Below are 18,412 nucleotides of genomic sequence, written 5' to 3'. Positions count from 1 at the left end.
GGGGGGGGCGCTGTGGGTGGGGGCGGGGCCCGGCGCGTGGCCCGGCGGGGGGCCGGGGAGCTGGCCGGTGCGGTCGGGAGGGGTCAGGGGGCCGAACTCCGACGGGTTCCACGCGCTGGTCAGATGCTTGGTCGCGGCGAGCTGGGCGGCCGGCTCGTCGGCGGCACCCACCAGTTCGAGCAGCAACTGCTTGGCCGCGGGCCGGCGCGCCGGGTCGGGGTGGATGGCCGCGGCGACCAGCCGGTCGAGCCGCGCGGGCAGCCCCCGCAGGTCCGGTGGCGCCTGCCGGGCCCTGGCCGCCATCACGTACGCGTCGCCCTCGCCGAACGGATGCCCGCCCAGCCCCGCGTACGCGATCAGCGACCCCCACGCGAAGACGTCGCCCGCCGGGCTGGTGCGTCCTTCGAAGACCTGCTCGGGAGCGATCCAGCCGGGCGTGCCCATGACCATGCCGGCGTTGGTGTGGCGGGAGTTGACGTGGGTCGAGCGGGCCAGCCCGAAGTCGATCACCCGGGGCCCGGCCAGCGTCAGCATCACGTTGGCCGGCTTGAGGTCGCGGTGCACGAGCCCGGCCGCGTGGATCGCGGTCAGCGCGGCGGCCACGCCGACGGCCGCGGCGTGCAGCACGGACGGCGACAGGGCGCCGTGCTCGATGAGGTGGTCTTCGAGCGAGATGCCGTCGATGTACTCGGTGACGAGGTAGAGGACGCCGCGGTCCTCGCCGTGGTCGAGCACGCGGGCGGTGCAGAACGAGGCCACCTTGCGCGCGTTGGACACCTCTTCGTGGAAGCGCGCCCGGTAGACGGGGTCGGCGGTGTAGTCGCGCCGGATGGCCTTGAGCGCCACCCGCGGGCCGTCGGCCGTCTTGGCGAGGTAGACCACACCCATGCCGCCGGAGCCGAGGCGGCTGATCAGCTCATAGGGGCCGATCGCCGGCGGATCTTCCGGCTGCAGAGGAGTGCCTCCCGAGCGCCCCAACGTCGCCGTCCTCTCGCCGTCGTCATCCCGTCGCAAACCGAACCGTTCCTCCCGCCGGTTCGTCCCTGTGACAACCCGAACCGTTCCGCCGCCCGGCATCCCGTTTGTACCCCAGACTCTAACGGAGGAAGAGGCCACCCGGTGGCCACTAGCCCTGAGCAGGGTCGCGTCGCAGCGGGCGCATCGAGACGCGCAGCCGCGTGAGGTCGATCGCGTGGGGGAGCGGGCGGTGCGGCGACAGCAGCCGCCCGATCGGCTTGGGGCGGGAGGTGCGCAGGATCCCGCCGAGGAAGGCCGTGCCGACGGCGAGCATCAGGCGCAGCCCGTCGCAGCCGGACATGGCCCACCACTCGTCCGCGGCGGTGCCGTCGATCCAGATCTCGGGCGCGAACGTGTTCGCGTACGGCAGGCGCGGGCTGCGCTGGTGGGCCGCGACCGGGACGAGCACGGTGGTGCCCGTCGGCAGGGTGGTGCCGTACCAGTCGGTCTCGGTCGTGGTGACCCGCGACAGCACCGGCACGGGCGGCCACAGGCGCAGCCCCTCGCGCAGGCAGGCGCGCAGGTGGTCGTGGTCGGCGCGGGCGGCCTTGCGGTGGGCCGGATGGGCGGCGAGCAGCGCCAGGGTCTGCGTCAGGCCGGGCGCGGTCGAGCCCAGCCCCATCAGCCAGTACGCGGCCTGCATGAGCCCGCGCGACTCGTTCTCCGGCGTCTCGGCGATCAGCCCGGCCAGGCTGCCGGGCTCGGCTCGGCGCAGGTGGTCGATGACGCGGGTGTCGTACCGGCCGGAGAGGATCTCCTGGCGCCGCCTGGCCCGCCACCGGCCGGCCCGCGTGAGGTCCTCCAGCAGCCGGGTCAGCTCCTCGTCCCTGGCCGCGCCGTCGCCGTACACGCAGCGCCTGGCCACGCGCCGCCAGCAGGCGTCGAGGCGGGCGTGGTCCACCACGCCACCGCTCAGCTCGGCCGCCTCCTGCGCGGCGATCTCGATGAAGCGCGGGCGCAGCACGTCGATGGGCAGCTCGAAGGCGTGCTGCTCCAGCACGGGGGTGTAGGCGGGGTCGTCGCGGGCCAGCACCCGCAGCACGTCCCGCTTGGACATGATGAGCAGGACCCGGCCGCGCAGGCCGCGCACCAGCACGGGCCGGCCTCCGTAGCGGGACTCCAGCGCGGCCAGCAACGCGCGGCAGTGCAGCGGGTCGCGGCCGTGGGTCAGGTGCGCCGAGCCGGGCGGTACGAGCGTCGCGGCCAGGCGCAGGCTCTCCAGCACCGTGGCCTTGGGCAGCCCCCTAGGCACGGGTGACCTCCCGCGATCCGGCCCGCGCCCGCGCATCCTGGGCTCTGCGGGCCAGGACCCGGCGGGACTCGAGCGCCTTCTCGGTGGCCGGGGCGAGGGGGACGTTCATATGCCGATGTGATCGTCCCGGGCCCGCGTCCGCAATCGAGGGTTTCGGTCAGTGGAACACTTCCGGCCTCAAGATCTGCCGCCGTTCCGGTAGCAGGAACGCGCCTCCCGCCGCGGAAGGCGGCGCAGGGGAAGGGGCCGGGTGCCGAGGAAGGGGGCTCCTCTGAACGGGATCACGCGTCCAGGAAGGCGGCTCGTCGGAACGGGGTCACGCGCCGAGGAAGGCGGCGGAGATGGCCTGGGCCGCGCCGCGTACGGAGATGCCCAGCTTGGCCAGCGGCGCCGCGTGGGCCGGCGCCGCCACGCCCACCGCCATGCGGATGCGCCCGCAGGGGCCGAACACCGGCGCGGCCACGCAGGCCACGCCCTCGGTGAACTCCTCCTGGCTGTAGGCGACGCCGTGCCTGCGGACCTGGGCCAGCTCGCGTTCGAGCCCGGCCAGGGTGGTGATCGTGCGGCGGGTCATCCGCTCGAACGAGCCGCGCGCCAGCACCTCCCTGCGCAGCCTCGGGTCGTAGGCCAGCAGCGCCTTGCCGGTCGCCGTGCAGTGCAGCGGCGCCCGGTCGGAGCAGTCGGAGCGCGAGCGCACCCGGTCGTGGCCGTAGAGGCGCTCGACGTAGCGGGCCTCCAGGCCCCAGGGGACGGCCAGGTTGACCGTCTGCCGGGTGGTCTCGTAGAGGTAGAGCAGGTAGGGGAGCACCACCGTGCGGGTGCCGGGGACACGGGCGCGCGTGATGCCCGCCATCGACTCCAGCAGCTCACCCGGCAGGTACGCGTTGCCCACCCGCCGCGCCAGCTCCCGCGAGCACAGCACGCCCAGGATGCGGTGGGCCGTCGACTTGGGCAGGCCGGTGCTCCGGCACAGCTGCGACAGCGTGACCGGCCGCGAGGCCGCGGTGAGCGCGAGCAGGAGGTCGATCCCCCGCTCCAGGCTGCCCGGCTGGGACCGGCCCTGGTCCGCGGCGGGGCGTACGTCCGTCACCTGAAGTGCTTGACCGGCCGTTTCCGTCGGCATCGACATCCTCTCGGTCGCCGAGGAGCGGCAGGGAGCTTCCCGGGGCTGCGTTTTACCTTGCATGACGTACCCGGACCGTCACGCGCTGATACCACCGCTCAGCGAAGTGCGATGACCTCCGCGTACACGGAGATCGCCACCTCCCCTGGCGTTCTGGCCCCGATGTCCAGTCCGGCGGGAACGTGCACCCGCTCGCCTCCCTCCACCCGCGCCAGCACCGCCGCGCCGCGCCTGCGGCTGGCGATCAGCCCGACGTACGGCACGCCGCGCGCCAGCGCCTCGCGCAGCACCGGCTCCTCGCCCACGCCGTGCGAGGCGACCAGCACGGCCGAGGTGTCGGCGGCGATCGGCCCGGCGGTGAACCCGGCGGTGAACTCGGCGGTGAACTCGGCGGTGAACTCGGTGGCGGGGGTGGACTCGACGGTGTAGCCGAGCGCCGCGCCGACCGCGACGAGAGCCCGCGCGATGGGTCCTTCGCCGTGCACCCGCACCAGTACGGGCGGGAGCACGGCCTCCAGGAAGATCTCCAGCGTGCCGCCGGACAGGCACGGCTGGCCCACCGCGACCAGGCCCTCCTCCTCGTGCGGCGCCTCGGCCTCTGGCGTGATGCGCAGCAGCGTGGAGTCGCCGGTGCGCAGCAGCCGCAGGCCCTGGGCGCGGACGGTGTCGGTGGCGCAGATCCCGCCGACGAACCCCTCGATGGTCCCGTCGGACAGCACCAGCGCGCGGTCTCCCGCCTTCGCGCTCGTCGGCCGCTGCGCCCGCACGACCGTGGCCAGCACGTACGGCTCCCGCCCCGACCGCAACGAGGCCACCCTGGCCTCCAGATCCCGGGCCCGCCCGGCCCCGGCGCCAGAGAAGTGAGCGGCGTGCGGGGCCGGAGGCCCGGCCGCCTCCGGGTCCGGCGCCCGGCCCGGGGGGCGGGGCGCCGGCATGCCCAGGAACTCGCTCACGGCGCCTCCTCCACCGGGCCGCCGCGCGCGCGGGCCCGCCCGCTCATGGGATCGCCAGGTCCGTACGGAAGGGATCGCCGTTGACGACCCGCCACACGTTCGCCGGAGTGAGCGGCATGTCCGCGTGCCGCACCCCGTATGGCCCCAGCGCGTCCACCACGGCGTTGACCACGGCCGCAGGCGACCCGACCGTGGCCGACTCCCCGACGCCCTTGGCCCCGATCGGATGCGTCGGCGAGGGCGTCACGGTCTCGCCCAGCTCCCACGACGGGCACTCCATCGCGGTCGGCAGCAGGTAGTCCATGAACGAGGCGCCCAGGTGGTTGCCGTCCTCGTCGAACGCCATCACCTGCATGAGCGCCATGCCCACGCCGTCGGCGAGACCGCCGTGGATCTGCCCCTCGACGATCATCGGGTTGATCCGCACCCCGCAGTCGTCCACCGCGACGAACCTGCGCACCTTCACCTGCCCCGTGCCGGGGTCGACGTCCACGACGCAGATGTAGGCCCCGAAGGGATAGGTCAGGTTGGGCGGGTTGTAGACGGTGACCGCGTCCAGGTGGCCTTCGACGCCTTCGGGCAGCTCCAGGCTGGAGTGCGCGGCCAGCGCGATCTCGGCCATCGACCGGCCGGCGGACGGGTCGCCCACCACCGACCACTTCCCGTCGGCCCACTCCAGGTCGTCGGGCGACGCCTCCAGCATGGCCGCGGCCACGATCTTGGCGCGGTCGCGTACCTTCCGCGACACCAGGGCCGCGGCGGCGCCGGAGACGGGCGTGGAGCGCGAGCCGTAGGTGCCCAGGCCGAACGGCGTCTGGTCCGTGTCGCCGTGCACGACCTCCACGTCGTCGGCCGGGATGCCCAGCTCCTGCCCCACGATCTGCGCGAACGTGGTCTCGTGCCCCTGTCCCTGCGACTGGCACGACACCCGCAGCACCGCCTTGCCCGTCGGGTGCACGCGCAGCTCGGCGCCGTCGGCCATGCCGAGGCCGAGGATGTCCATGTGCTTGCGCGGGCCCGCCCCGACGGCCTCGGTGAAGAAGCTGACCCCGATGCCCATCAGCTCGCCCCTGGCCCGCTTGTCGGCCTGCTCGGCGCGGAGCTTGTCGTAGCCCGCCATGTCCATGGCCAGGCGCAGCGCCTTGGGGTAGTCGCCCGAGTCGTACTCCCAGCCGGTGGGCGAGGTGTAGGGGAACTGGTCGGGTTTGAGCAGGTTGCGCATGCGCAGCTCGGCCGGGTCCGCGCCGAGCTCGGCGGCCAGCACGTCCACCATGCGCTCGACCAGGTAGACGGCCTCGGTGACGCGGAAGGAGCAGGCGTAGGCGACGCCTCCTGGGGCCTTGTTGGTGTAGACGCCGGTGACCTCGCAGTGGGCGGCCTCGATGTCGTACGAGCCGGAGAAGACGTGGAAGAAGCCGGCCGGGAACTTGGTCGGCTGCGCGGTGCCGTTGAACGCGCCGTGGTCGGCCAGCACCTTCACCCTGATCGCCTGGATGCGGCCGTCGCGGGTCGCGGCGACCTCGCCGCGCATGTGGTAGTCGCGGGCGAAGGCGGTGCTCATGAGGTTCTCGGAGCGGTCCTCCATCCACTTGACCGGCTTGCCGGTGACGATCGAGCCGACGATCGCACAGACATATCCTGGATAAATCCCGACCTTTCCGCCGAACCCGCCCCCGATGTCCGGCGAGATCACCCGGATCTTGTGCTCGGGCAGCCCGGCCACCATCGCGTACAGCGTGCGGTGCGCGTGCGGTGCCTGCGTCGGGCACCAGACCGTGAGCTTGCCGGTGACCTTGTCGAAGTCGGCGAGCGCGCCGCACGTCTCCAGCGGCGCCGGATGCACGCGCGGATAGATCATGTCCTGCGCGACCGTCACCTCCGCCCGCTCGAAGATCGCGTCGGCCCGCGCCCTGTCGCCGGCCTCCCAGTCGAAGATGTGGTTGTCGGTACGCCCTTCCAGATCGTCCCTGATCACCGGGGCGCCGGGGTCGAGGGCGTGCCTGGCGTCGATGACCGCGTCGAGGGGCTCGTACTCGACGTCGATCAGCTCCAGGGCGTCGCGCGCCGAGTAGGCGTCCTCCGCCACCACGAACGCGACCTCCTGCCCCTGGAAGCGCACCTTGTCCGTGGCCAGCACGGCCTGCGTGTCCTGCGACAGCGTGGGCATCCAGGCCAGGTTCAGCCCCGCCAGGGTCTGGCCGGTGATGACCGCCCTGACCTTCGGATGCGCCTCCGCCGCGCTCGTGTCGACGGAGACGATGCGGGCGTGGGCGTGCGGGCTGCGCAGGATGGCGCCGTGCAGCATGCCGGGCAGCCGCACGTCGTCGGTGTAGTTGCCGCGCCCCCTGATGAAGCGCGCGTCCTCCTTGCGGTGCATGGGTCCGTAGCTCATCTGCCCGCCTCCGCCGCCCATCGGATCGACCGCACGATGTTCTCGTAGCCCGTGCACCGGCACAGCTGGCCCGAGATCGCCTCGCGGATCTGCCCCTCGTCCGGGTCCGGGTTCCTGTCCAGCAGCCAGCGCGCGGTCAGCAGCATGCCCGGCGTGCAGAACCCGCACTGCAGTCCGTGGCACTGCACGAACCCCTTCTGCACCGCGTCCAGCTCGCCGTCCCGCTCCAGGCCCTCGACCGTGGTCACCTCGTGCCCGTCGGCCATGACGGCCAGCACCGTGCACGACTTGACCGGCACGCCGTCGAGCTGGACGGTGCAGACGCCGCAGTTGGAGGTGTCGCAGCCCCAGTGGGTGCCGGTCAGGTCCAGCTCGTCGCGCAGGAAGTGCACGAGCAGCAGCCTCGGCTCGACGTCCCTGGTGTACGGCTGCCCGTTCACCGTGACCGTGATCCGCATGTCAGATCCTCCCCGCTGCCGTGGCCAGCGCGCGCCGGGTCAGCTCGGCGGCCAGGTGACGCTTGTAGTCGGCGGGCCCGCGCTGGTCGGCGCTGGGTGCGCAGTGCTCGGCGGCGATGCGGCCCGCTTCCGCGAACGCCTCGGCGCCCGGGGGCCGGCCGGTGAGGTGCTCCTCGGCCTCGGGGGCGCAGAAGTGCGCGGCGCCCACCGCCGTCAGCCCGATGCCGGCCCGCGTGATCACGCCGTCCTCGACCGTGAGCACCGCGCCCGCCGCCGCCACCGGCCAGTCGCCTACGCGCCGCTCGACCTTCTCGTACGCGCTGCCCGTCCCGAGCGTGACGGGCACGCGGAGCTGGATCAGCAGCTGGCCCGGCCCGACGGCGGTCTCGTAAGGACCCTCGTGGAATTGCCTGACCGGCACCGTACGAGTTCCGCCCTGGCCCTGAATGACGGCGGTCGCGTGCAATGCCGCGAACACTGCCGACAAATCCTCGGACGGATCTCCTTGACACAAGGAGCCGCCAACGGTCCCCCGATTTCGCACGATCGGGTCGGCGATAACCCGCTCCGCATCCCGAAATATCGGGAAAGGATCGGTGGCGGTCGTGCTCTCCAGCAACTCGGCGTGCCGCACCAGCGCCCCGATCGCCAGCTCACCGCCCTCGACGGTGATCCGCCCCAGCTCAGCGGCCAGGCCGTTGATGTCGATCAGCGCTTCCGGCTGGGCCAGGCGGAGCTTCATCATCGGGATGAGACTGTGCCCGCCCGCCACGACCCTGGCCTCGGGACCGTAGCGTTCCAGGAGTTCGAGGGCGTGCGTGACGCTGTCGGCCCTCTCGTATTCGAACGTCGCGGGAACCTGCATGACTGCACATTGCTGTTACCGATTTATCACGACAATCGGTAAATAAGGCTTTCCTTAATGAGGGGCGGCGAACTATGAAGAGTGGGTGACCCTCAGCCAGCTCGGCGCGTTCGTCTTCGTCGCCCGGCTCGGATCCGTCAAGGCCGCGGCACGGGCGCTCGGCGTCAGCGAGCCCGCGGTCTCCCAGTCGCTGGCCCAGCTCCGCAGGCACCTCGGGGATCCGCTGGTGACCCGCTCGGGCGACCGGATGGTGCTCACCGAGGGCGGCAGCCGGCTGCTCGGCATCGCCTCCCAGATCGTCGCGCTCGGAGCCGAGGCCGTCGCCGCCGTCCAGCCGGGCCGCCCCGCCCGCCTGCACGTGGTGATGGACGCGGGACTGGCCGAGTACGTGGCGGGCCCGCTGCTCTGCCTCTTCAGCCAGCGCAAGCAGGTGGACGCCACCACCGGCGTGGCCGCGACCGCCGAGACCCCGCTGCTGCTGTCCAGCCGCCTGGCCGACCTCGCGCTCGGGGCCCAGCTCACGGGAGAGGGCCTGGTGAGCCGGCCGGTCCTGCGCTGCCGCCTCATCGTGGTCGGCTCGCCGCGCGGGCGCAGGGACCACTGGCTGGTCGGGCCGTCCGGCACCGACCCGGCCAGTGACACCAGCCGGCTGCTGCGGCTGTTACGGGTCCAGGAGCCGCAGGTACGGGTCTTCGCCAACCAGACGGCGGCCTGGAAGGCGGCGGCCGAGGGTGCCGGCCTCGCGCCCGCCACCGCCCATCTGGTGGCCTCCCAGCTGCGCAGGGGCGAACTGGTGCCCATCGAGACCGCGGCGACCCCGCTGGCCTCCTACTGGTACGCCACCACCCTCGAACCGGTGGCGCGCTCGGGGGCGGCGGGCACGTTCATGGACTTCCTCACGACGCCCGCGGCCACCCAGGTCATGCGCACCCCGGACGAGGGCGTCCCACGCAGCCGCTTCCGCCCCACGGTCCACGTGTCGATCTGGAGCTGACGCTCAGCACCAAGTGGCTCGGTCAGCTCCAAGTGGCTCGGTCAGCTCCCAGTGGCCCGGTCAGCGGAGTGCGGCGGCCTCCGCGGCCAGCTTCTCCACGCGCGCCCAGTCGCCCGCGGCGAGCGCGTCCGCCGGGGTCAGCCACGTCCCGCCGACGCAGCCCACGTTCGGCAGCGCCAGGTAGTCGGGCGCGGTGTCCACGCGGATGCCCCCGGTCGGGCAGAAGCGCACGTCGGGCAGCGGCCCGCCGAGCGACTTCAGGTACGTGACGCCGCCCGCGGCCTCGGCGGGGAAGAACTTCAGCTCCTTGATCCCCCGCTCGGCCAGCGCCATCGCCTCGGACACGGTGACCGCCCCCGGCAGGAACGGCACGCCACTGGCCTCCAGCGCCTCGACCAGCGACGGGGTCGTGCCGGGAGAGACCAGGAACGTGGCTCCGGCCGCCACGGACGCGGAGATGTCGTCGGCGGTCCTGACCGTCCCGGCGCCCACGGTCGCCTCGGGGACCTCGGCGGCGATCCTGGCGATGGCCTCGCGCGCGGCCGGCGTGCGCAGGGTCACCTCGATGGCCGGCAACCCACCGGCCACCAGCGCCCGGGCCAGCGGCACCGCCGTCTCCGCGTCATCGATCACCACGACGGGGATCACCGGGGCGAGATCGAGCAGGCTCATGAGTGCGTCTCTCCTCATCGGCCACCACCACGGGGCCGTTCTAGTGCAAATCGTGCAGTCCGGGTCGTCCAAGATCCGGTCGTTCGGTTCAGATCGTTCCATGAGGGCAGACGGCCCCGTGGCGGGGCCGCCGTCAGCTCACGAGCTCCTTGCGGGCCCGCCGGCTCAGCCAGGCCGCCGCGCCCGTCAGCGCCGGTTGCGGCGCGACGATCAGCACGGTCCCGATGCCCGCCAGGTAGGCGGCCATGTCGGGGTTGTCCTCGAACCGGGCACGGAAGCCGCTGGCCCGCACCCGTTCCACGATACGGGGCAGCACCCCGCCGCCCAGATACACCCCGCCCCTGGCGCCCAGGGTCAGCGCCACGTTGCCGGCGAAGCCGCCGAGCAGCCCGCAGAACACCTCGACGGTCTCCGCGCACAGCGAGTCGTCCACCCTGGCCACGATGTCGGAGGCGGTCAGGTCGGGCGCGCCCACGCCGTTCACCGCCGCCAGCGCCCGGTGCAGCCGGACGAGCCCGGGGCCGGACAGCAGGTGCTCGGCCACCACGTGCGGCAGGCCCTGCGCGCGCAGCGCCCGCACCACCTCGAACTCCCGCGGCTCCACCACCGGCACCGTGACGTGCCCGCCCTCACCGGGGATAGGGGTCCAGCCGCCGTCGCCCGGCACCAGGCCGCCGACGCCGAGCCCGGTCCCCGGCCCGAGCACCGCCTTGACGCCGTGGCCGGGCGCGGGCCCGCCCAGGGAGACCAGGTCGGCGCCCTCCAGGTGGGGGAGCGAGACGGCCAGGGCCTCGAAGTCGTTCAGCAGCCGGGCGTAGGGGATGCCGAGATCGCGTACGGAGCCGGCCCAGGAGGAGTTCGTGAGCCGGTAGTCGTCGCCGTCGATCGGCCCGGCCAGGGCCAGGCAGGCCGCCCCGGGCCGCGCCCCGCCCGCGTGCGTCGCGAGGTAGGAGGCGACGGCGTCCGCGAGGGTCGGGTGGTCGGCCCCTGGCAGCACCGCGACGTTCGACGGGGGCGCCCCGAGCGAGGTGACCAGGCCGAACCGGGCGTTGGTCCCCCCGATGTCGGCCACCAGCCAGGGAAGGTCAAGGGCACTCACGCATACCTCCGGCGTCCGGGGCGGCGGCAAGATCGCTCGCCGTACTCCGAAGGATCCCACGACCGCCCGCGACACCCCAGAGGGGACGGCGAGTGCGTACGGGCTCAGTCAGGTCGCGAACCCCCCGAACGGCCACAACCCCGCGAACCGGCACAGCCCGCCGGACAGACGTGGGACCGGTCACCGGGCCAGCCCGGCCGGTCGGGCGCCCACCGGCGCGTTCGTCTCCAGGTGCGAGGAGCCCGCCTCGGCCGGGAAGCCCAGGCCGGGGCCGTGGTGCGGCGACTCGGCGCCGCTCACCCCGAAGATGCCCGCGCCCTGCTCGGCGTGCCCCGCCATCCGGCGGAAGGCGGCGAACAGCTCGCGCCCGGTGCCGACCCACTGCGCGTCGCTCAGCGGCCGGCCCTCAGGGGCACGCCTGGCCAGCTCCTCGGCGGGCACCAGCAGCTCCAGCGTCCCCGCCGCGGAGTCGAGCTTGATCACGTCGCCCTCGCGCACCAGCGCGATCGGCCCGCCGTCGGCGGCCTCGGGCGACAGGTGGATGGCGGCCGGCACCTTCCCGGACGCGCCCGACATGCGGCCGTCGGTGACGATCGCCACCCGCTGCCCCCTGTCGAGCAGCACGCCCAGCGGCGAGGTGAGCTTGTGCAGCTCGGGCATGCCGTTCGCGCTCGGGCCCTGGTAACGGATGACGGCCACGAAGTCCTGCCCGTCCAGCTCGCCCGCCTCGAACGCCTTCAGCAGGTCGAGCTGGTCGTGGAAGACCTTGGCCGGCGCCTCGATGACCAGGTTCTCCGGCTTGACCGCCGACACCTTGCTGACCGCGCGGCCCAGGTTGCCCTCGACCATGTGGATGCCGCCGTCGGCCGAGAACGGCTTGGCGACCGGCCGCAGCACGTCCAGGTCGGAGCTGCCGCCGGTGACGGGCGACCAGACCAGCTCGCCGTCCACCAGTTCCGGCGCCTCGCGGTAGCGGTCGAGGCCGGGGCCCGCGACCGTCAGCACGTCGGCGTGCAGCAGCCCCTCGTCGAGCAGGTCGCCGATGAGCACCTGCATGCCGCCGGCCTCGCGGAAGTGGTTCACGTCCGCCTGGCCGTTGGGGTAGATCTTGGTGAGGGACGGCACCACCCGCGACAGCTGGGCCAGGTCGTCCCAGGTCAGCACGATGCCCGCGGCGGCGGCCATGGCCACCAGGTGCAGCGTGTGGTTCGTGGAGCCGCCGGTGGCCAGCAGCGCGACGCAGGCGTTCACGATCGACTTCTCGTCCACCAGCTCGCCGATCGGCGTGTACTCGGCGCCGTGCGCGGTGATCTCCACGGCCCTGCGCCCGGCGGCCTCGGTGAGGGCGTGGCGCAGCTCGGTGTGCGGGTTGACGAACGTCGAGCCGGGCAGGTGCAGGCCCATGACCTCCATCAGCGCCTGGTTGGAGTTGGCGGTGCCGTAGAAGGTGCAGGTGCCGGGGGAGTGGTACGACTTCGCCTCGGCGTCCAGCAGCTCGACCCTGCCGACCTTGCCCTCGGCGAAGAGCTGGCGGGTGCGCGCCTTGACCTTGTTGGGCAGGCCCGACGTCATGGGTCCGGCGGGCACGAAGATCGCGGGCAGGTGCCCGAAGTGCAGCGCCCCGATGAACAGGCCCGGCACGATCTTGTCGCACACGCCCAGCAGCAGCGTGGAGTCGAACATGTCGTGCGACAGCGCGATGGCGGTGGCCATGGCGATCACGTCGCGGCTGTAGAGCGACAGCTCCATGCCCGCCCGGCCCTGCGTGATGCCGTCGCACATCGCCGGCACGCCGCCCGCCACCTGGGCCACGCCGCCGGCCTTGCGCACGGCCGCCTTCAGCTCCGGCGGGTACGTCTCGTACGGCTGGTGCGCGGACAGCATGTCGTTGTAGCTGGTCACGATGGCCACGCCCGGCTTGGTGGCGGCACGCAGGGCCGGCTTGTCCTCACCCGTGACGCCCGCGAAGCCGTGCGCGAGGTTCGCGCAGCCGAGGTGTGCCCGCGCCGGGCCCTTGGCCCTGGCCTGCTCGCCGTCCCGGCGGATCCGATCGAGGTAGGCGGCCCGGCTGACGGCGCTGCGCTCGGCGATGCGGTCGGTGATCTCCTGGATGAGGGTGTTCACGGGGTTCCCTTCGCCGGATCGGTTGGTTCGCTCGTTCACGCTTCCTCCTCGTGCCAGGCGCGACCGCTGCGGCCGAGCAGCTCATGCGCGCCGGCGGGGCCGGTGGTGCCGGCGGGATACGGCTCGGGCAGACCGGCGGCGGCCTTCCAGGCGTCCAGGATCGGATCGATCCAGCGCCAGGCCGCCTCGACCTCGTCGCGGCGCATGAACAGCGTCGGGTTCCCGGCCAGCACGTCGCCCAGCAGCCGCTCGTACGCCTCGGGCACCCGCGCCGTGAACGTCTCGCCGAAGCTCAGCGACATCGGCACCGGCTTCAGCGCCACCTCGCCCGCGCCCGGTTCCTTGGCCATGATGTGCAGCCGGATGCCCTCGTCCGGCTGCAGCCGCAGGACCAGCCGGTTCGGCGTGCCGCCGGGGAAGATGGCGTGGGGCACGTCCTTGAACTGCACCACGATCTCCGAGCGCCGGTACGGCATCCGCTTGCCGGTGCGCAGGTAGAACGGCACTCCCGCCCACCGCCAGTTCCTGATCTCGGCCCGGATCGCGGTGAACGTCTCCACCCGGCTCGACAGCTCGGTCGGCGGCGTGGAGCCGGGCTCGTCGAGGTAGCCGGGCAGGTCGCCGGCCCCGGTGTACTGGCCGCGCACGGTGAAGCGGTCCACCTCGCCGCCCGCGATCAGCCGCAGCGCCCGCAGCACCTTGACCTTCTCGTCGCGGATGGCCTCGCGGTCGTTGCGGGCCGGCGGCTCCATGGCGGTCAGGGTGAGCAGCTGGAGCAGGTGGTTCTGCACCATGTCGCGCAGCGCGCCCGCGTGGTCGTAGTAGCCGCGCCGGCCGGGCGTGCCGACGGTCTCGGCGGCGGTGATCTGGACGTGGTCGATCCACAGGGAGTTCCAGACCGGCTCGAGGAAGGCGTTGGCGAAGCGCAGCACCAGCAGGTTCTGCACCGTCTCCTTGCCCAGGTAGTGGTCGATGCGGAAGATCTGGCGCTCGTCGAAGATGGCGCCGACCTCGTCGTTGATGCGCCGCGCACTGGCCAGGTCGTTGCCCAGCGGCTTCTCCAGCACCACGCGCGAGCGGGGCGTCACCAGGCCGGCCTCGTGCGCCTCGCGGCAGAAGGGGCCGAACGTCCTGGGCGGACTGGCCAGGTAGAAGATCCGGTCGCGGTCCTCGTGGCCCGCCAGCAGGCCGGCGAGCGTCTTCCAGCCGGTGCCCTCGTCCGTGCCCCCGTGAATGCCGCCCCCGACGTCCACCGAGACGTGGTGCAGGCGGCCGAGGAAGCGCTGCCACATGGCGGGGTCGTCCACCGGGACGCTGTCGCGTACCTCGGCGTCCACCTTGCCGCGGAAGTCGGCGTCGGTCAGCCCGCCCCTGGACAGGGCGATGACGCGGGTCTCCGGGGCCAGCCGTCCGTCCCTGTCGCTGTGGTAGAGCGCCGGCAGCAGTTTGCGCATGGACAGATCGCCCGTGCCGCCGAAGACGACGAGGTCGGCGGTGTGCACGTCGGCGTGCACGTCGGGCTGGGCGGGGGCGTTCGGTGGTGCGGTCGACACGGTTCCGGGCTCCGGGGGATCTACCAAGCAGGGACAGAACGGACACTAACGAGAGTTTGGGTCGCACACAAGCGGAGTTTTGGCATTTGAGATGAAAAAGTGGTGACTTTTCATTACACAACCCCATGTGGTTCACTTAGCCGATGTCTCGACGTACCGCAGCCGCGCTCGCCACGAGTGGCGAGGTGCTCCGCCTCATCCGCACCGGAGAGGCCGTGACGCGGGCCGAGCTGGGCCGGGTCACCGGCCTGTCGCGTCCAGCCGTGCAGTTGCGCGTCGGTGAGCTGCTCGAACGCGGGCTCGTCGTGGAGCGGACCGACGCTCCGTCGACCGGCGGGCGCCCGCCGGTCCGGCTGGAGTTCAACGCCTCGGGCGGCGTGGTGCTCGTGGCGGCGCTCGGCGCCAGCCGCACCAGGGTGGCCGTGTGCGACCTGGCCGGCCGCGAGCTGGCAGGGCGCGAGTTCGCGATGGACGTCGAGCAGGGGCCCGGCACCGTGCTGCCGCTGCTCATGGACACCTGGGACGACCTGCTCGGCGACCGGCCGCGCGCCATGATCAGGGGCGTCGGGATGGGCGTGCCGGCCACGGTCGAGTTCGCCCAGGGCCGTACGGAGAGCGCCCGCGTCATGGCCTCGTGGACCGGCGTGGTGATCCCGCCGATCATCCGCGCGCGCTTCCCCGTGCCCGTCCTGGTGGACAACGACGTCAACGTGCTGGCCATCGGCGAGCACCGGGGCGTCTACCCCGAGCTGGACGACCTGATGTTCGTGAAGATCTCGACCCGCATCGGCGCCGGCGTGATCGCCGGGGGCGGCATCCTGCGCGGCGCGATGGGCGCGGCCGGCGAGATCGGGCACATCCCGGTGATCGACGGCGGCGGAGTGCTGTGCCGCTGCGGCAACGTCGACTGCGTCGACTCCGTCGCCAGCGGCACCGCGCTGCTGCGCGAGCTGTGCGGCAGGGGCAAGGACGTGCGCACGATCGCCGACGTGACGGCGCTGGTGCGCGCGGGCGACGCCGAGACGATGGCCACGGTCCGCGAGGCCGGGCGGCGCATCGGGGAGGTGCTGGCCGGGGCGGTCAACATCCTCAACCCGTCGGTGGTGGTGCTCGGGGGCGACGTGGCGGAGGCGTTCGGGCCGCTGGTGTCGAGCATCCGCGAGGTCGTCTACCGCCGCTCCACCGCCCTGGCGACCCGCCGCCTGCGGATCGAGCCGAGCCGGCTCGGGGCGGGGGCGGGCATCAGCGGCTGCGCGGTCATGGTGCTGGACCACGTGCTGTCGCCGGAGGCCGTGGACGAGACCATGACCCTCACGGCCCTGCGCCGCGACCGCGCCCCGGCCCTGCCGGCCCCGGTCGAGGCCGGCCAGTCCTGACCCCGGCCCGCGTTCGGCGGGTCAGCAGGTGCACAGCAGGCCGCGCAGCGCGGTCTCCAGGCACACGCCGGAGCGGGCCGGCGTCGGCCAGGGGAAGCGGATGAGCGTCTCGTCCACCCGTACCGTCGCCCCGAACCGGTCCAGCTCCCACAGCCACACCTCCGCCGCCGGTTCCCCCAGCTGCCTGGTCACCCCGGCGGTGAGCTGCGCCCGGTGGGAGGAGTTGACGTGCGCGAGCACCCGCTCGGCCGTCTCCGACAGCGGGTCGGGCGCCGCCCCGAGGTAGTCGTCGGCGTCCAGCAGCCCGGACTCCTGCCCGGTCAGGTACACGACCTGCCCCACGTCCAGCCGCAGCAGCCGCGGCGCGTCCGGCCGGCCGAAGCGCTCCAGCGCCTCGAACAGGCTCTCGTCGGCGCTGTGCGCGGCCACCGCCACCGCCGCGGCGCGGGCCTCGGCCTCCGGTACGGCCTCCGCCCAGCCCTGCACCTCCAGCAGCCCGCGCGGATGCGTCACCGGGCCGAGCTGCCGCATCGACGTCAGGTTGACCGCCACGACGGCGTCCGCGCGCAGGCCGTGCAGCGTCTCGCCGGGCCGGACCAGCAGCACGGGCCGGCCGCGCTCGTCCACCCCGCCGCGGGCGGGGGAGGGGGCGCCGTCAACGGTGAGCCTGGCGACGTCGGCGGTCGCGGCGAGGGTGCGGACCCGCTCGGGGATCGGCAGCATGACGCCTCCTAGGAGAACAATGGTGTAGGTTAGGCTTGCCTAAGTAAGGATTACCTAATCACATCGAGGTGAACGTGCGCTACACCGGCCCGAAGGTGCGACTGTCGCGTCGCGCGGGCGTCCCGCTGACCAGGAAAGCCGTCCGCTACTTCGAGACGCGCCCGTACCCGCCGGGCGAGCACGGGCGCAAGACCAACCGCCGCAACACCGGCGACTACGGGCTGCGGCTGATGGAGAAGCAGAAGCTGCGCTGGTACTACGACGTGTCGGAGCGCCAGCTGCGCCGCTACTGGGACCTCGCCGTCCGCAAGCCGGGCGCCTCGGGCGCCGAGCTCGTCACCCTGCTGGAAACCCGCCTGGCCTCCCTTGTGCTGCGCTCGGGGCTGGCCCCCTCGATCTACGCGGCCCGCCAGTACATCGCCCACGGCCACATCGCCGTGGACGGCCGTAAGGTCGACATCCCCAGCTATCTGGTCAAGCCAGGACAGGTCATCTCCGTACGGACCCGCTCGCGCCAGATGCAGCCCTTCGTGGCGGCGGCCGAGGGCGTGCACGCCGACGAGCGCACGGCCGCGTATCTCTCGGTGGACCTCAAGGAGCTGCGCTTCACCCTGGCCAGCCGGCCCGAGCGCGAGCAGATCGTGGTCCCCGTGGACGAACAGCTCGTGGTGGAGTTCTATTCTCGTTAGCCGTGAGTCAAGCGGAAGAGCGTCACGCGAGCTGGCTGGAGCTGTTCTTCGACCTGGTGGTCGTGGTGGCGGTGATCCAGCTCGCCCACCGGCTGGCTCACCCGACCTGGCCGGACGTGGCGCTCTTCGTCGTCCTGTACTACGCGGTCTGGAGCGTGTGGACCGCCCTGACCCTCTACTCCAACGTACGGGGCGAGCGCACCCGCACGCTCAGCATGCTGATCGGCATGTTCGGCATCGCCGTGATGGCCGCCGCCGCGCCGGACGTCGCCCGCGAGACGGGCACGGGCGGCACGCACGAGGGCTGGTTCATCGCCGCGTACATCATCTCCAGGACGAGCGCGTCCAGAAGCCTGCAGCGGGCCGGCGCGATCATGACGGCGTGGCCCGCGGCCCAGCTGGGCGCGGGGCTGACGCCGTGGATCGCGTCCAGCTGGGTGGAGGGCCCCTGGCGCTACGTGCTGTGGGGCATCGGCGTCCTGCTCGACCTCGGCTTCTCCGTGGCCCGCGGCCGCCGGCCCGAGCGCATGATCGAGGAGCTGAACGAGCAGATCCGGCGCCGGCTCAAGCGCGATCGGCGCCTCCACGTCTCCCGGCGCCCCCTGCCCGATCCCGATCGCTACACCCCCGCCGTGCTGGAACCCGCCCACCTGGGGGAGCGGCTGGGGCTGTTCGTGATCATCGTGCTGGGCGAGGCCGTCATGCAGGTCGTCATGGCCGCCTCCGGGCAGTCCTGGGGGCCGGAGCTGGCACTGGCCGCCCTGGCGGGGTTCGGGCTGATCGTCTCGCTGTGGTGGATCACCCTCCAGTACGGCCTCAGCGCCGTCCCCGGCGCCACGGAACGCGGCCTCAAGGCGTACGTCGCCTTACCCGCGCACTTCGCCATGACGGCGGGGCTCACCGCCACGGCGGCGGGGCTGGGCGTGGTCGCCGCCGAGCCCGGCGCGCACCTGCACGGCGGGTCCGGCTGGGTGCTGGGCGGCGGGCTGGCGGTGTACTTCGCCGCCTCCGCGGCCCTGGGGGTGGCCCTGCGGGCCTCGCGGCGCTGGATCTGGGGCTGGGCCGTGCCCTCCGTCCTCGTGCCGCCGATCGTGGCCGCGGTGTCCGGGCTGCTGCCCGGCT

At 73.1% G+C, this 18,412-nt stretch carries 16 protein-coding genes; 4 read left to right on the top strand and 12 right to left on the bottom strand.

The window, feature by feature from the left end; all coding sequences use genetic code 11:
• The 7 genes from ABFX54_RS52275 to ABFX54_RS52245 form a co-directional block, all read right to left on the bottom strand.
• A partial coding sequence (locus ABFX54_RS52275; protein ID WP_346114749.1) for a serine/threonine-protein kinase occupies nucleotides 1-978 on the bottom strand: 978 nt, incomplete at its 3' end.
• 148 nt (nucleotides 979-1,126) lie between these two features.
• Nucleotides 1,127-2,269, bottom strand: coding sequence for a cytochrome P450 (locus tag ABFX54_RS52270; protein WP_346114748.1), 1,143 nt, complete (start codon nucleotides 2,267-2,269; stop codon nucleotides 1,127-1,129).
• Between the two features lie 316 nt (nucleotides 2,270-2,585).
• Nucleotides 2,586-3,392 carry an IclR family transcriptional regulator gene (locus tag ABFX54_RS52265; protein WP_346114747.1) on the bottom strand — a complete coding sequence of 269 codons (807 nt, stop codon included), beginning with the start codon at nucleotides 3,390-3,392 and terminating at the stop codon, nucleotides 2,586-2,588.
• A gap of 98 nt (nucleotides 3,393-3,490) precedes the next feature.
• A complete protein-coding gene (locus ABFX54_RS52260) occupies nucleotides 3,491-4,345 on the bottom strand; it encodes an XdhC family protein (protein ID WP_346114746.1) in 855 nt (284 codons plus the stop codon).
• 43 nt (nucleotides 4,346-4,388) lie between these two features.
• Nucleotides 4,389-6,737 carry an aerobic carbon-monoxide dehydrogenase large subunit gene (locus ABFX54_RS52255; RefSeq protein ID WP_346114745.1) on the bottom strand — a complete coding sequence of 783 codons (2,349 nt, stop codon included), beginning with the start codon at nucleotides 6,735-6,737 and terminating at the stop codon, nucleotides 4,389-4,391.
• Nucleotides 6,734-7,195 carry a (2Fe-2S)-binding protein gene (locus tag ABFX54_RS52250; protein WP_346114744.1) on the bottom strand — a complete coding sequence of 154 codons (462 nt, stop codon included), beginning with the start codon at nucleotides 7,193-7,195 and terminating at the stop codon, nucleotides 6,734-6,736. The genes ABFX54_RS52255 and ABFX54_RS52250 overlap by 4 nt, the downstream gene beginning before the upstream one ends.
• A 1-nt stretch (nucleotide 7,196) precedes the next feature.
• Nucleotides 7,197-8,060, bottom strand: coding sequence for an FAD binding domain-containing protein (locus tag ABFX54_RS52245; RefSeq protein WP_346114743.1), 864 nt, complete (start codon nucleotides 8,058-8,060; stop codon nucleotides 7,197-7,199).
• A gap of 85 nt (nucleotides 8,061-8,145) precedes the next feature.
• On the opposite strand from ABFX54_RS52245, the gene ABFX54_RS52240 reads away from it, so the two are divergent.
• On the top strand, nucleotides 8,146-9,054 hold the full coding sequence (locus ABFX54_RS52240) for a LysR family transcriptional regulator (RefSeq protein ID WP_346114741.1): 909 nt from the start codon (nucleotides 8,146-8,148) through the stop codon (nucleotides 9,052-9,054).
• Nucleotides 9,055-9,114: 60 nt separating this feature from the next.
• Here ABFX54_RS52240 and eda read toward each other — a convergent pair whose 3' ends face one another.
• The 4 genes from eda to zwf all read right to left on the bottom strand — a co-directional run bounded on the left by eda (nucleotide 9,115) and on the right by zwf (nucleotide 14,463).
• Nucleotides 9,115-9,726, bottom strand: a complete 612-nt coding sequence (eda, locus tag ABFX54_RS52235) for a bifunctional 4-hydroxy-2-oxoglutarate aldolase/2-dehydro-3-deoxy-phosphogluconate aldolase (protein ID WP_346114739.1) — start codon at nucleotides 9,724-9,726, stop codon at nucleotides 9,115-9,117.
• A gap of 133 nt (nucleotides 9,727-9,859) precedes the next feature.
• Nucleotides 9,860-10,825, bottom strand: coding sequence for a glucokinase (glk, locus tag ABFX54_RS52230; RefSeq protein WP_346114738.1), 966 nt, complete (start codon nucleotides 10,823-10,825; stop codon nucleotides 9,860-9,862).
• Between the two features lie 180 nt (nucleotides 10,826-11,005).
• On the bottom strand, nucleotides 11,006-12,988 hold the full coding sequence (gene edd, locus ABFX54_RS52225) for a phosphogluconate dehydratase (protein ID WP_346114737.1): 1,983 nt from the start codon (nucleotides 12,986-12,988) through the stop codon (nucleotides 11,006-11,008).
• Nucleotides 12,985-14,463 carry a glucose-6-phosphate dehydrogenase gene (gene zwf / locus ABFX54_RS52220; RefSeq protein WP_346114751.1) on the bottom strand — a complete coding sequence of 493 codons (1,479 nt, stop codon included), beginning with the start codon at nucleotides 14,461-14,463 and terminating at the stop codon, nucleotides 12,985-12,987. Before zwf ends, edd begins: the two co-directional genes overlap by 4 nt.
• Before the next feature lie 182 nt (nucleotides 14,464-14,645).
• Between zwf and ABFX54_RS52215 the strand changes: the two genes are divergently transcribed.
• Nucleotides 14,646-15,878: an ROK family transcriptional regulator gene (locus tag ABFX54_RS52215; protein WP_346114736.1), complete on the top strand. Its 1,233-nt coding sequence runs from the start codon at nucleotides 14,646-14,648 to the stop codon at nucleotides 15,876-15,878.
• 21 nt (nucleotides 15,879-15,899) lie between these two features.
• On the opposite strand, the gene ABFX54_RS52210 is transcribed toward ABFX54_RS52215, so the two are convergent.
• Nucleotides 15,900-16,601, bottom strand: coding sequence for a DUF2470 domain-containing protein (locus ABFX54_RS52210; RefSeq protein ID WP_346114735.1), 702 nt, complete (start codon nucleotides 16,599-16,601; stop codon nucleotides 15,900-15,902).
• Nucleotides 16,602-16,675: 74 nt separating this feature from the next.
• Here ABFX54_RS52210 and rpsD point away from each other — a divergent pair, with 74 nt between their 5' ends.
• Entirely contained in the window at nucleotides 16,676-17,290 is a 615-nt protein-coding gene (rpsD, locus tag ABFX54_RS52205; protein ID WP_346114750.1) for a 30S ribosomal protein S4, read from the top strand.
• Between the two features lie 2 nt (nucleotides 17,291-17,292).
• The coding region (locus ABFX54_RS52200; protein WP_346114734.1) for a low temperature requirement protein A at nucleotides 17,293-18,412 on the top strand (1,120 nt) is incomplete at its 3' end.

This window comes from Nonomuraea maheshkhaliensis (assembly GCF_039529435.1).
In the GTDB taxonomy this organism is placed as follows: domain Bacteria; phylum Actinomycetota; class Actinomycetes; order Streptosporangiales; family Streptosporangiaceae; genus Nonomuraea; species Nonomuraea maheshkhaliensis.
This window is presented reverse-complemented; position numbering and strand designations above follow the sequence as displayed.